The organism is Bacillus sp. LK2 (genome assembly GCF_001043575.1).
Lineage (GTDB): Bacteria > Bacillota > Bacilli > Bacillales > Bacillaceae_G > Bacillus_A > Bacillus_A paramycoides.
This window is the reverse complement of the sequence record NZ_LDUK01000035.1, coordinates 1-12,552: the sequence shown is the minus strand read 5'-3', so window position 1 is coordinate 12,552 and position 12,552 is coordinate 1. Positions and strand designations below refer to the sequence as shown.

At 37.7% G+C, this 12,552-nt stretch carries 10 protein-coding genes and 4 pseudogenes; 7 read left to right on the top strand and 7 right to left on the bottom strand.

Annotated elements, in window-relative coordinates:
• A partial coding sequence (locus tag VK90_RS19670; protein ID WP_048374607.1) for an IS4 family transposase occupies positions 1-568 on the top strand: 568 nt, incomplete at its 5' end.
• Between the two features lie 148 nt (positions 569-716).
• Here the strand turns inward: VK90_RS19670 and VK90_RS19665 are convergent.
• Together VK90_RS19665 and VK90_RS30815 are read right to left on the bottom strand one after the other, a co-directional pair.
• Positions 717-1,928, bottom strand: coding sequence for an IS110 family transposase (locus VK90_RS19665; protein WP_048374601.1), 1,212 nt, complete (start codon positions 1,926-1,928; stop codon positions 717-719).
• A gap of 749 nt (positions 1,929-2,677) precedes the next feature.
• Complete coding sequence (locus VK90_RS30815; protein ID WP_048374599.1) at positions 2,678-2,902, bottom strand: hypothetical protein; 225 nt, start codon at positions 2,900-2,902, stop codon at positions 2,678-2,680.
• On the opposite strand from VK90_RS30815, the gene VK90_RS19655 reads away from it, so the two are divergent.
• Positions 2,892-4,121 (top strand): alpha/beta hydrolase family protein, encoded by a 1,230-nt coding sequence (locus tag VK90_RS19655; protein ID WP_048374597.1) that lies wholly within the window; start codon positions 2,892-2,894, stop codon positions 4,119-4,121. The two genes, VK90_RS30815 and VK90_RS19655, sit on opposite strands and share 11 nt — an antisense overlap.
• Before the next feature lie 455 nt (positions 4,122-4,576).
• On the opposite strand, the pseudogene VK90_RS19645 reads toward VK90_RS19655, so the two are convergent.
• Together VK90_RS19645 and VK90_RS29035 are read right to left on the bottom strand one after the other, a co-directional pair.
• A pseudogene (locus VK90_RS19645) lies at positions 4,577-6,038 on the bottom strand (IS1182 family transposase).
• 116 nt (positions 6,039-6,154) lie between these two features.
• Positions 6,155-7,698 (bottom strand): annotated as a pseudogene (locus VK90_RS29035) (IS3 family transposase); the annotation flags it as partial.
• 427 nt (positions 7,699-8,125) lie between these two features.
• Here VK90_RS29035 and VK90_RS19630 point away from each other — a divergent pair.
• On the top strand, positions 8,126-8,905 hold the full coding sequence (locus tag VK90_RS19630; RefSeq protein WP_048374603.1) for an alpha/beta fold hydrolase: 780 nt from the start codon (positions 8,126-8,128) through the stop codon (positions 8,903-8,905).
• Positions 8,906-8,993: 88 nt separating this feature from the next.
• Here VK90_RS19630 and VK90_RS29030 read toward each other — a convergent pair.
• Positions 8,994-9,161 (bottom strand): annotated as a pseudogene (locus tag VK90_RS29030) (transposase domain-containing protein); the annotation flags it as partial.
• On the opposite strand from VK90_RS29030, the pseudogene VK90_RS31440 reads away from it, so the two are divergent.
• Positions 9,117-9,352: pseudogene (locus tag VK90_RS31440) on the top strand (transposase domain-containing protein); the annotation flags it as partial. The pseudogenes VK90_RS29030 and VK90_RS31440 overlap by 45 nt on opposite strands.
• A gap of 662 nt (positions 9,353-10,014) precedes the next feature.
• On the opposite strand, the gene VK90_RS19620 reads toward VK90_RS31440, so the two are convergent.
• Positions 10,015-11,208, bottom strand: coding sequence for an oxalate decarboxylase family bicupin (locus VK90_RS19620; RefSeq protein ID WP_048374588.1), 1,194 nt, complete (start codon positions 11,206-11,208; stop codon positions 10,015-10,017).
• Positions 11,209-11,391: 183 nt separating this feature from the next.
• Between VK90_RS19620 and VK90_RS19615 the strand changes: the two genes are divergently transcribed.
• The 3 genes from VK90_RS19615 (at position 11,392) to VK90_RS27700 (ending at position 12,282) form a co-directional block, all read left to right on the top strand.
• Entirely contained in the window at positions 11,392-11,643 is a 252-nt protein-coding gene (locus VK90_RS19615; protein ID WP_048374586.1) for a hypothetical protein, read from the top strand.
• A 239-nt stretch (positions 11,644-11,882) separates the two neighbouring features.
• Complete coding sequence (locus VK90_RS27705; protein ID WP_053081438.1) at positions 11,883-12,014, top strand: YjcZ family sporulation protein; 132 nt, start codon at positions 11,883-11,885, stop codon at positions 12,012-12,014.
• Positions 12,015-12,159: 145 nt separating this feature from the next.
• Positions 12,160-12,282, top strand: coding sequence for a YjcZ family sporulation protein (locus VK90_RS27700; protein WP_053081437.1), 123 nt, complete (start codon positions 12,160-12,162; stop codon positions 12,280-12,282).
• A gap of 52 nt (positions 12,283-12,334) precedes the next feature.
• On the opposite strand, the gene VK90_RS19610 is transcribed toward VK90_RS27700, so the two are convergent.
• Positions 12,335-12,552: IS3 family transposase (locus tag VK90_RS19610; RefSeq protein WP_048374584.1), on the bottom strand; the 218-nt coding region annotated here is incomplete at its 5' end.

The following is a 12,552-nucleotide window of genomic DNA, read 5'->3' as shown; positions in this document are numbered from 1 at the left end:
AGACAAATTACCTACTCGCATTGTGGTTTATAAATGTACGGAGGAGCAAAAACAAAAACGCCTACGTGATCGAGCTATTCGTGAAAAGAAAAAAGGAATTACATATACAGAGCGTACGAAACTTTTACAAGGAATTACGGTATATATGACAAACATTCCTACGGAATGGGTACCAAAAGAGAAAATCTATGATTTATATTCACTACGTTGGCAAATTGAGCTGTTATTTAAAATATGGAAATCTTGGTTTCAAATTCATCGTTGTAAATCTATTAAACAAGAACGATTAGAATGTCACCTTTATGGGCAACTCATTAGTATTCTATTATGTTCTTCTACTATGTTTAAAATGCGAGAACTCCTGTTACGTAAGAAACAGAAAGAGCTAAGTGAATATAAAGCGATGTACATAATTAAGGATTATTTTTTACTTTTTTACCAAGCATTACACAAAAACACCCAAGAATTATCAAAGGCTCTCCTTCGTCTGTTTAACCTCCTACAGCACAACGGACGAAAATCTCATCGATATGAGAAAAAGACAGTCTTTGATATTTCTTACGATTAGTCAATCCTTATTTTTAGATTTTTAATCAATTAAATATCGAAAAGCCTATATCATATATGTTAAATTCAACGCAAACTAAATACCCCTAATATGTATTCGTTTTTTTACTAGGGGGAATACATATTGTATGATGAATGAGACTATGATTTCAGGCGGTTAACCGATAATCATAGTGTATATTATGTGTAATAAGGTAGAAGAGGAGCTTCAATAACTTATTTACACATGCGATTGACGCAACTTTATGACATTTGTTATAAGGTTGCGTTTTTAATTTATCATAATACTCAACAATGTGGTTCTGTCCGTAACGACGTAGCTTTATCATGTTCTGGATAATGAGAAAAAGAAGCTTACGCAGATGCTTATTTCCACGTTTATTGATCTTATCTTTGAAAAAAGTTTTTCCTGATTGAAAACGGCGTATATCAATACCTGCAAATGCATTAAGTTGTTTGTTATTTTCGAAGCGAGTAATATCCCCGATTTCAGCTAACAAACGTATAGCAGTATTGGGACCTATTCCCGGAAAACTAAGAATAATTGGATATTCTGTGCGACTTTCAGCTAATCGTACCATCTTCGTGATACACTGTTCTTTTTGATGAAGGAGCTCCTGATAGCGTTTCGCGTACGATTTGAGTTGTTCACATAAAACGTCATCCTGACGTACGGCTGGATAAGAATACCTGGCAGCCTCAAGTACTTCCATAGCTTTTTTTTCTGCTATGCTGATTGAGATGCTTTTATTGGTATTCTTACGAATCTGATTCTTCATGACCGTTTTAGAAAGATTTTGAACAAAATCTGGGTGAGGGAATAATTGAACAAAGTTTAAAAATAAATCTGACTTAGTTGTGAAAATCTGTTCCAATTCCGGAAATGTCAACTGAATGACTTTATGCATCCGGCTACGAATCAAAGATAATTCGTCATCCAGTTCACTATAAAACCTTGAGAGTGATTTTAATTGATAAAATAAGTTATCTGTGCCTGTCTTTTCCCTCCGGGAAGCCGTGAAATGTGTGAGGGCTAATTGATGCGCGTCGCTTCTATCGGTTTTATGAATCCGTAAGGAATCGCATTGTAATTTCGCTTCTAAAGGGTTCAACAGAAAGTATTCAAACTTGTTATCTTGCATAAAACGCTCTAGTTGTCTCGAATAGACACCAGTTGCTTCGAACACAATATGAGGTGATTTTTTATTTTCATTCATAAGTTGATCTATTCGTTTTCGTAGTTCTTCAAAATCGGGCTTAGAATGATTGATTTCACTTTCAAAAATACATTGTTTTTGAGCATTATAAATAACCATATAACTCTTTCCCATACTAACATCAAACGCAATTACATGTTGCATATTTTGCCTCCTTATGTAGAATTGAAGTCCTCATCTTACTCTTATCGATTCCCATTTCTTATACACGATCTCAAGGATCCACATACTAAACTGATTCAAATAAGGTAAGTGAAGAAGATCTGTTTTGGGTACGGGTTTAAAATCCCAATATCAAAGCGACCTATTCTTCACTTCTACTATAAAAAAATAGTAGTGTAAACCAATGCCTTGGTTTACACTACTAATCTTAGTATGTTTTGGGTGTTGTCTATGAGTATACCACTTCTACTCATCAGGTAGCATAGTAAAAAAATTCAAACCCGTCAGGGTTTATTTGATATGCCTACTTTTATAACATCTATAAACGATAATAAAATACTACGTGAAAAGACCGCATTTTGTATAAATATATCCCTTAAGTTGATGGGTGTGGGGTAGCACCACATTAAGGAAAAGGTTTACCCAAAAGACGATTCTCATATATTTAAAGAATCGTCTTCTTATTTTACACACTGATCTTTAGCTTGCAGAAAGCACCTTTATAGCAGGGAGCGTGGTCTAAAACCGCTTGTTTTTAGTAGTTTCACCTTCATCCACCTACAAAGAATTTACATACTTCAACGTGTAATTGTTCAGTAAAGGATAGACATCTACTTAGCACTTTTCTATTCCAATTCCTATATTATAGGCTATATTTGTTTAATGCGTTAAAAACCATTTGGAAAGTAGGAGGAGAACATGTACGAACAATATCTAAGGCACTATTGGCATTATGGGTACCCAGTTAGTTTTTTAGACCCAAATGCACCATCCACAACATTTCCAGCGCATATACCCCCAGTAAATAATCCGATGTATGCACCACCCTCAATATTTCCAGGGTATACCGCCCCAGTAAATAATCCAATGTATGCACCGTCCTCAATATCTCCAGCGTATACAACATCTGTGAAAGAGGAATTTAATACACAACTTCCCCATTCAATGACAAACAAGAAGGAGGCTTATCCCACGGATTTTTTTTTCAAAGATAAATCCTTTAATTTCGAAACATTACGTGCAGCTGGGTTTGTAGTTGACAATGGTGCTGATCTCAATGAAGTGTTCTTGACCGTTGCTGCAATCCAGGAGGGAGATGAAGAAGCATGGATGCGGGAGTGGAAATCTACCGCAGACCGTATTTATGAACGTGGGAAATATTCCTTTGAGTATGGAGACAAAGTCAGCGCACGGGAGGCGTTCTTGCGCGCTTCGGCCTACTATCGCAACGCTGAATTTTACCGACGCAATGATCCTCTAAACGATCCACACGTTCTCAATCTATTCAACCTTTCTCGCGAGGCGTTTGTGAAGGCAGGCAAACTGCTGGATGGCCCCTTCGAGGAGATCGCTATCCCTTACGGTAAAGATAAGCTCCCTGGATACTTACTATTCGTGGACGACAGTGGGAAACCTCGACCGACTATCATTTATACTAATGGATTTGACTCGACGACAGAAGAAGGCTACTACGTTATTGGCGCAGCCGCGTTGCGACGCGGTTATAACGTAATTCTGTATGACGGCCCCGGTACGGGTCGCATGATCCGCGAGAAAAAAGTATCCTACCGTCCGGATTGGGAAGTAGTGCTCGGTCCTGTTATGGATTATGCTGAGACACGTCCTGAGATTGACACGTCCAAAATTGTGCTGTTTGGATATAGCCTGGGCGGATATCTGTGCGCTCGGACAGCCGCTTTTGATCATCGTCCGGCAGCAATCGTGCTCGACGACGGTATAACGAGCTTTAGCGCGACGTATCCTCCCCTTCCGGAATTTCTTGTTGAGTGGATTAGAGCCGGACGCGATGAGCAGGCTATACCCGTACTCGAATGGATTAAGAAACACGACACCTATGCTCGCTGGGCTTTGCAAAATGGTGTGTGGGTGTTTGGTACTTCGAATGAACCCGAATACATCCGTAAGAGCGAGCAGTTTTCTCTCACCACTGAAGATATGCACAAAATCAAGTCCCCGGCTCTAATTCTTGAGGGAGAGAACGATATTGTGTTCAAAGGCCAGGCAAGCAAACTAGCGTCCGAGCTAAAAGCGCCACACAAACATGTCGTAATGCGAAACGCTGATGGTGCAGGTGAGCACTGCCATATGGGTGCAATGCGTCTGCTTCATCAGACCATCTTCGACTGGCTCCATACGACCCTGGGAGATCGTTAGTTGAGCAATATGAAATTATAGATATTCAAAATCTATTTTATATAGTCAAAAGACGATGGCTTTATTCCAGTATCACAGCATACTTCGTAAGTTAGCAAGAAATTCATGAGCTATGTTTTTTTTGAAATCATCTTTGCACCAGAACCTTTCAGAGTAACGGTGTTTCTTTAGTACCAAACTGAAACGGACATTAAGTTCTTTGACTTAATGCCCGTTTTTGATCCTATTCCAATTACTATTTGGGTCCATCCTCGGCCCCAAACCCTTATTAGAAAGCAAAGCAAGTACAACCAATACCCCATTTAGTTCCATCTTTTCCCATTACGGTATGAGTGTGCTGATGGAGGAGGGCACTGAAAAACTTGCGTTTTTTATAAATAAATTCGTTTTAGAGAAAGATAGGGCGTTTCTTGTTCAATTTTGAGCAGGAAACGCCCTGATTTTTTGCCTATTTATTACCCTTTTTCATTTAGAAGCTTCAAGATTCTTTTTAGATTGACAGCGAATATCGTCGTTGCTCCTTGAATTTGCATGCCAAATGAACCCGCAGCCGATGCTTGATCGTACCCGTGTTTATTTTTTAACTCACTATTTTTCGCTTCGATTTTATAGCGTTCTCGAGCTAAGCGTTTAAATTTTTCTGTTTCTTGAAAAGCCTGTTGGTCTAAATGTTCCTCTGATTTAATGGCAACAGAATAGGTTTTAGTTTTTGCGCCTTCTTTAAAACATCCTTCTCGGAGTGGACAGACCATACATTTTTCAACGTCAAAAAAAATAAACCATTCTTGCACTTGCTCCTGGATGTGAATCTGGTTTTTTACTTTTTCTTTTTGCTAAATGTCCTGCTGGGCATACAAATAAACCTGCATCTTTATTAAAGTCAAATCCTTTTCCGTTTGCTCGCCCATTTTGAGTAATCATTGGATTTAACTTAGAAATTAGTTGAATGCTTTGTTCTTTTGTATAAAGTAAATTGTTTTTCCCTGAATAAGCCGTGTCAGCGATGACTGTTTCAACTTCCATTCCTGTTACTTTACTTTTTTCAATCAGTTCTTGTAGATAATGTCCATCTGATTTTTCACCTGTTATAACGACTGCTGCTGTAATAATACGTTCATCACTAATTGCTAAATGTGTTTTATAACCAAAGAAAGAACTGTCTGCTGTTTTATGTCCTACTCTTGCATCGGTGTCTGTTGAATAATTTAGATGTTCTTGCGTATCTTCTACAGCTTCTTTTAACACGTTCAATTTTTCCTTTACAGCTGGTAGATGAGCGATTTGTGGTTTGTTTTCAATAATGGCAATCAATTTTTCACAGTAAGCTAATTCATCTTTTACTTCGTTAGAAGTATTCTTCTTTGGAAATTTTTCTTTCATGGATTTATCAACTTGATACACTGCTTTGCGGGTATGTTTTGATTTCTCTTGTAAAAATTCTTTCGGTGATTTTTGGTTATAACGTGCTTTGATATGTGTTGCGTCCACAATGATTGTTTTACTTTTGATAATGTTCTTTTCGAGTGCGCTTTCAACTGTTTTTCCAATGAGCATATCTAATAAACTTACGTCTTGAAGACGAAGTCTGCGGAATTTTGTGAGTGAGCTTGAATCAATCACGTCATCTTCTGGCGCCATACCTAAAAAATACTTGAAAGACATGTCATATTTTGAACGTTCGACAAGGTCTACATCCGATACATCAAAAATGGCTTTTAACAATAAGTACTTAAACATTCGAATCGGAGGAATCGCATTTCTTCCATTGTCTAAACAATATTTTGTTTTCAATTCCTCTAAAATGAATGAGAAATCCACTAGTTCGTTAATTTGACGAAGCATATTATCTTTTGGCACGACAATATCGTAAATGGCCATATATGGACTTAAGTTGAAAGTCTCTTGGTTTGAAATCATTGGGAACACCACCTGCATCTAGTCACTCTATTATAAATTAAAAAGGCGAGGGATTCGACGGTTGAATCGTCGAATACCTCGCTAAGTGGAACCAGATGGAGTTTTTCAGTGCCCTCGTATTCCAATGGGCTCAAGCCGTTTAACCTTTCTTGGTAACGCTCGTTATTATAAAATTGGATATACTCATCTATTGCCTGTTGTAAGGCTTCAAATGTTTCATATTTATGTAAGTAATACTTTTCACATTTCAACGTTCCCCAAAATGATTCCATCGGTCCATTATCTATACATTTTCCTACACGGGACATACTATGAGTCATGTTTGCTTTTTCTATTTTTCTCTTAAATCCATGTGATGTATATTGGTACCCCCGATCACTATGAATCAATGGTTGTTCATTCGCTTTTAATATATTGATAGCTTGGTCTAATGTCTGAAATACCAATTTATTATTGTTTGAATGTCCCAATACATAACTAATAATAGAGCCATCATAAAGATCTAAAATAGCGCTTAAATATGTTTTTCTTCCGCTTTTTAATTTGAACTCTGTGACATCTGTTACCCATTTTTCATTAGGTCTGCTTGCCGTAAATTCACGATTAAGTCGATTTTCAGCGACATATTGCGCAGTTGAGGGAACATAGCGTTTTCTTTTCCGACGAATCACAGACTGTAATCCAGCGATGTGCATTAAACGATAAATACGTTTATGGTTAAATTTTGTATGGTATCTCCTATTAATATTTAATTTCATTCTTCGATACCCATAAATGCCTCCTACTTGTTCATAAATCGCTTGAATATCTTGAAGAATCGCTTCATTTTCTAACTCTCTAGCTGTTGGCGTACGCTGTAGCCATTTGTAATAGGCAGCACGAGATACACCGGCAATTTCACATAAAAGGATGACTGGCAGATTTTCGTTCACATGTAAATCTTGAATCGCTCTATATTTATTTTGTAGACGAATACTTGTTAATGACGCCTCCTTTCGAGTTCCTCTAACTTTTTTAAAAAAGCATTTTCAGCACGTAATCGTTCATTTTCTCGTTTTAAACGTTTCATTTCTAGTTTAAATTTTTCTTCCTCTGTTAATTCATATTCTTCTTTCTTTCGACCTCGTTTATCTTGTAACGCCTCTTCACCATTTGCCTCAAACTTCTTGACCCATTGGTATACTTGTTGATAAGAAACACCATAGCCTTCGGCTGTAAGTTGATAGTTTTTCTGATGCTGTAAACAGTAGTTTACAATTTGAATTCGTTCTTCTAATGTTGTTTTTCTTGTATTTGTCATAGATTTTGTCATTCCTTTACCCGTGTCATGTAATTCTCTATGACTATTATACTTTTTAATCCATTTTCCCAAAACGGCAGTACTAGATATATCGTATTTTTGAATGACCTTATGTAATGAATAACGTCCTGATAGATACTCATTAACGGCCGCCAATTTTAGTTCTTTTGAATACGACTTCCAAGAGATTGCGTCTGTTAAACCATCTTCACCATTCAATTCATACCTTCTTTTCCAGTCTCTAATCGTTCCAGGATCAATTGAAAATTTAGCAGTAATATCAGCTATTGAATGCTGACCATCTTTATAAAGAGCTAAAATAGCCAACTTTTCAGCTTTAGAATATTTTATTCGTGACATAAAAACGCCCCCTTAGATAAACAGATTTTTATTTTTTATCTGTCTACCTAAGGGGGAGCATATCAAGATTGATCAAAATGGATTCTTATCTAGTAGATTTAAATCTTGTTTTTATAAAAAAGTTTGATCATTTCTATTTTCGTTATTCCATTAAAGCGCCCTTTAATGGAATAACGAAAATAGAAACACTGATGCAAATTATCTTATTTTTCTTCAACTAACGCACTCTTTTGTTTAAGAACATTTATTCACAAACTTATACTTTTTAATTCATTACAGGAATGCTGCCCCGTTAGTCCACTAAAAATAGAACTGACAAACATCAGTCCTATACACTTATATTCCTTTATTATCTCGTTAGGCATACACTCTGCCTTGGGTGAATATCTTAATGGAAAATTACTTTTTAATAATTGGGGTGATACACTTGGGATACTTTGTAACTGTCGAACCAGGCGTCAACGTATTTATAGAGGACATCAATCCGAAGGGAAATAAAACGATACTTTTTATTCATGGATGGCCGCTAAATCATAACCAGTTCGAATATCAGTTCAACTTCCTTCCAACGCTTGGATATCGTTGTATCGGAATGGACTGGAGGGGATATGGCAATTCGGATAAACCTTTTAGCGGGTACAGTTTCGATAGATTAGCAGATGATGTCCGCATGGTCATCGAGGCATTACAGTTAAGAAATATAACACTGGCAGGACACTCTACAGGAGGCGCGATCTCGATTCGTTATATGGCTCGTTACAAGGGGTATGGGGTATCTAAACTCGTCCTGATCGACGCTGCCTCTCCATCTAGCGTTCCAAAAGAATTTACAAATAAAATCATCGAAGATACAAATCATGACCGACCGCAAATGCTGCAAGACCAAACGGGGATTTTTTTCTTTCAGTATATTTCCGAACCGAAATCCGATTGGTTCGTTTTAATGGGATTACAAGCGGCGAATTGGGCGACTTCCGCCATTATGGTCACACTTAGAGATGAAAATGTTTACAACGATCTCGGTCAGATCGATGTACCCACATTAATTATTCACGGAATTCATGATAAAGTCGTTCCGTTTACCCAAGCTGAGGAAACAAATAAGCTGATCAAAAATTCGAAGCTAGTTCCGTTCCAATACAGCGGCCATTGCGCTTTTTTAGAGGAGCGCGATAGATTCAACCAATTATTATCTTCTTTTGCATAACGACTCGGAATAGCAACACCGTCGCTAATTAATTCGTAAGCGTCAAATAGCCCCCACCTTAAATAGATGAGGGCTAATTTATGCTGATTTATGATTTAAATACGCGGCAAGTCAACAGCAACGACCACGGCAGTAACCGATCCAGTTCTTCCGGATCTTTCGGGTCTGATAGCTGTGGCATCTTTGCGAATAGATATTGGAGATATTTGAATGGATTCAATCCGTTTTCTTTCGCTGTTTCAATCACGCTATAGATGGTGCTAAAGCGAATGCAATCTGCTTAAGTCTGGCTGAAACGGCAAAAGCGAATGGCATCGATTTCTATCAATGCTTAGTTAAACTAATGACGGATCTGCCGGATCTGCCGAATTTATCGATCCATCAGCAACTTCAAATTATAACTACATGCCTTGGTCGAAAAATATCCAAGCCACATGTGCAAAATAGCCATCTATTCGAAAAAAATTCAGATAGATAGCCATTCGTCGTGGGTACCGGACGCATATTTTTTATATTTCTCTAACATTCCTTCTTCAGCTAACCAGCCCCGTTACTTTAAGTACAAAATTTCACAATCTCTTCTAAACTTTAACCTAGATATCTAAGCGTTGTTCAACAATATGGCCCAATTGTTGAATAAAGAAATACTCTACAAATAGGTCTTTTTATCAATCTTTATTATAAATTATCGAACTTTATTTTAAATCAACAGGAGTTAAAAGTTTTGAGTTTCTTGCTCAATTAAAGCACCTGGTAGTTTAAGTTCAAAGTTTCACAAAAACTTAATAAAGAAAGGTCCTTCAAGATAATTCTCATAGGACTCCTTAAGAACAAACTTTTTAAAAGAATGTTTTAACACTTTCCAACTAATTTTAAAAAGCATTCAAAGAATTTCGGTAAACTCCCCTTGGTTGACAATAGTTCGATGGTTGGAAGAAATAATTCTTCCCCACGACAACCTCATAAAAAATTAATTGGTCAGATAGAACTCTAAATGTTTTTTTATATAAGTTGGTAACAGCTTGTGTAATCTCAGCTGAGTGGTCGTAGATTGTCTTGTACATAGTAATCACCTCCACAACTATATGGATAAATAAATCTACTCTTATTTACCTGTTTTTTGGGTAGTAGGAAAACCCGGGATATTTCACAACTGGCCATTTTTTCTTGTGTAGAGAATCGAGTAATTCTGATCCAATATTTAAGTTGCTTTGAACTAATTCTTTAGGAGTCAGTGCCATCCATTGGTTTAGCGATACATCTTCAAAGCGGTCGCTTTTGAACATCTCTAAAAACCATAATGTTTCTGTACCGGTGTTTTGAATATAGTGTCCCGTTGCAAAGGGTACATATCCAACATCACCAGCTCTATAATCAAATGTACGTGCTGCACTGTTTCCAGTAAATACAGTCATTCGCGCTTGTCCGGTAAGGTAATATTGCCACTCGTCGTTATTGGGATGCCAATGAAGCTCTCTTATTGCACCTGGTTCAATCTCAACGAGTGCGGCTGCGATTGTTTTTGAGATGGGAAAGTTTGTAGAGTCTACAATTCGAACGCTACCACCAGGTGTCTTGATAGGTGTTTGTTTTAATAGTTCGTGCTTGAATGTTAAAGGAACTTCTCCGTAGGGGGACTGGACTTGCTGACTTTCAAGAGAATCTGGTATCTCTCCTTGATATATATAGACCTGTTTTGAAGGAATAGAGTTAAATGCACTCTCAGGTACTCCGAAATTGGCTGACAGAACTTCTTTTGGAGTGTGTGCAAACCAATCGGAGATGGATAAGGTGGAAAGATCAGAAAAGTGTCCATCATCGAAGACTAGCAGAAATTCACAATGTTCCAATCCCTGAATCGAATGTGGGATACCAGGAGGGAAGTACCAAAGATCGCCTGGACCAACGTCGGTAATAAAATTTCGTCCTTCTTGGTCAACAGCAGTTATTCGTGCACGTCCTAAAAGCATATAAGACCATTCTGCCTGTTTATGCCAATGGAGTTCACGTACTCCGCCGGCCGTTAAGCTCATATTTACTCCAGCAAGAGTAGTCGCTATCGGAAGTTCCCTGGCGGTGATCTCCCGTGACCATCCTCCGTGATTTAATGTCATAGAAGTGTCTGAGAATGAGAATTTCAAGTTAGCAACTAATCCTGCATCTGTAATAGGTGGGACGAGCATATTCGGATTTTGAATATCTCGCATAATATTACGTGGGCCTGAGTCAATCCCTCCAGCTCCATCACTTCGGATAGGTTGAGGCACGTTCCCACCCGCTTGATTAACAGTTCGTTTATCCATCATGACGCTCCTCGTTAATGAGATTATTAAGGGAAAATTCTTTTTCATAGTATATGATTTGGGCTTAAAATGGTTACCGTACCTGATAAACGAAATTATAGGTAGTTACAACATGCTTACTCGTTTCATACAATATATATTGGTTAGATGACTACTCTTTTATAAAAGGGGGTGCAACAAAGGATGCCTTATTCAAGTATGCCATCTCAAATGTATTCGGGACATATGATGCCCTATTCTGGTATGCCATCTCAAATGTATTCAGGACATATGATGCCCTATTCTGGTATGCCATCTCAAATGTATTCAGGACATATGATGCCCTATTCTGGTATGCCATCTCAAATGTATTCAGGACATATGATGCCTTATTCTGGTATGCCATCTCAAATGTATTCGGGACATATGATGCCTTATTCTGGTATGCCATATTAGATGTATTCGGAACACATGATACCTGACCCAGTTCTTGTTATTGCAAGATAAACAGCACGTAATCAAATTGAAATAACCTAACAACCTACATTAGCAACAAAACATTAAAAAAAGGCATTCCAAATATGGAACGCCTTCTTTTATTTTTTAAAGGACCTGCTCAATTAATCCATAAAAACATAAAGTAAAATACATATGTAATCTTAATTTTTTTCCTCTTACCAAAAGGAGGGATCGATATGGGCTATGGTGGTAGTTGTGGATACGGTGGTAGCTGTGGCTTTGGTGGCGGATTCGCCGTACTCATTGTGCTCTTTATCCTATTAATCATAGTTGGAGCTAGCTGTTGGGGCGGCGGAGACGGCTGTTAAAGATAGGCACTCACTTGAGTGTCTTTTCTTTATTTCTAAACGGACCTGCTCATTCTATTCATAAAAACATAAAGTAAAGGAAATCCATTAAAATGACATAACAACTTGTCCATTGTTCTATCTCCTAATTAAAGGAGGGGAAAATATGAGTTTCGGTGGTTCTTGCGGTGGCTTTGGTGGTGGATTTGCTTTACTGATCGTTCTATTCATCCTGTTAATCATTATCGGATGTAGTTGTTGGGGCGGCGGTGGCGGATTCGGTTACTAAAAAAAGACACTATTATGGTCTTATCCCTGTCAAGTAGACAGTATGAAAAAGACTAAGCAGCCATCGAGATTCGATATTCTATCGGAGTTCGGTGGTTGAGTCGTTTTTGGAACCGTTTATAGTTATAAAAATAAATATATTCTTCAATTTCTTGTATTAAATCTGCTTCTGTTTTAAAATGATTCAAATATAACATCTCCGATTTAAAATGGGAGAAAAATGGCTCAATACAGGCATTATCATGGCAGTTTCCTTTGCGAGAGTGGCTGC

Coding starts and splice junctions, on each gene's coding strand:
- VK90_RS19665 (WP_048374601.1), bottom strand. CDS start 1,928: ATGCAACATGTAATTGCGTTTGATGTTAGTATGGGAAAGAGTTATATG.
- VK90_RS19655 (WP_048374597.1), top strand. CDS start 2,892: ATGACAAACAAGAAGGAGGCTTATCCCACGGATTTTTTTTTCAAAGAT.
- VK90_RS19620 (WP_048374588.1), bottom strand. CDS start 11,208: ATGGATAAACGAACTGTTAATCAAGCGGGTGGGAACGTGCCTCAACCT.
- VK90_RS19615 (WP_048374586.1), top strand. CDS start 11,392: ATGCCTTATTCAAGTATGCCATCTCAAATGTATTCGGGACATATGATG.
- VK90_RS27705 (WP_053081438.1), top strand. CDS start 11,883: ATGGGCTATGGTGGTAGTTGTGGATACGGTGGTAGCTGTGGCTTTGGT.
- VK90_RS27700 (WP_053081437.1), top strand. CDS start 12,160: ATGAGTTTCGGTGGTTCTTGCGGTGGCTTTGGTGGTGGATTTGCTTTA.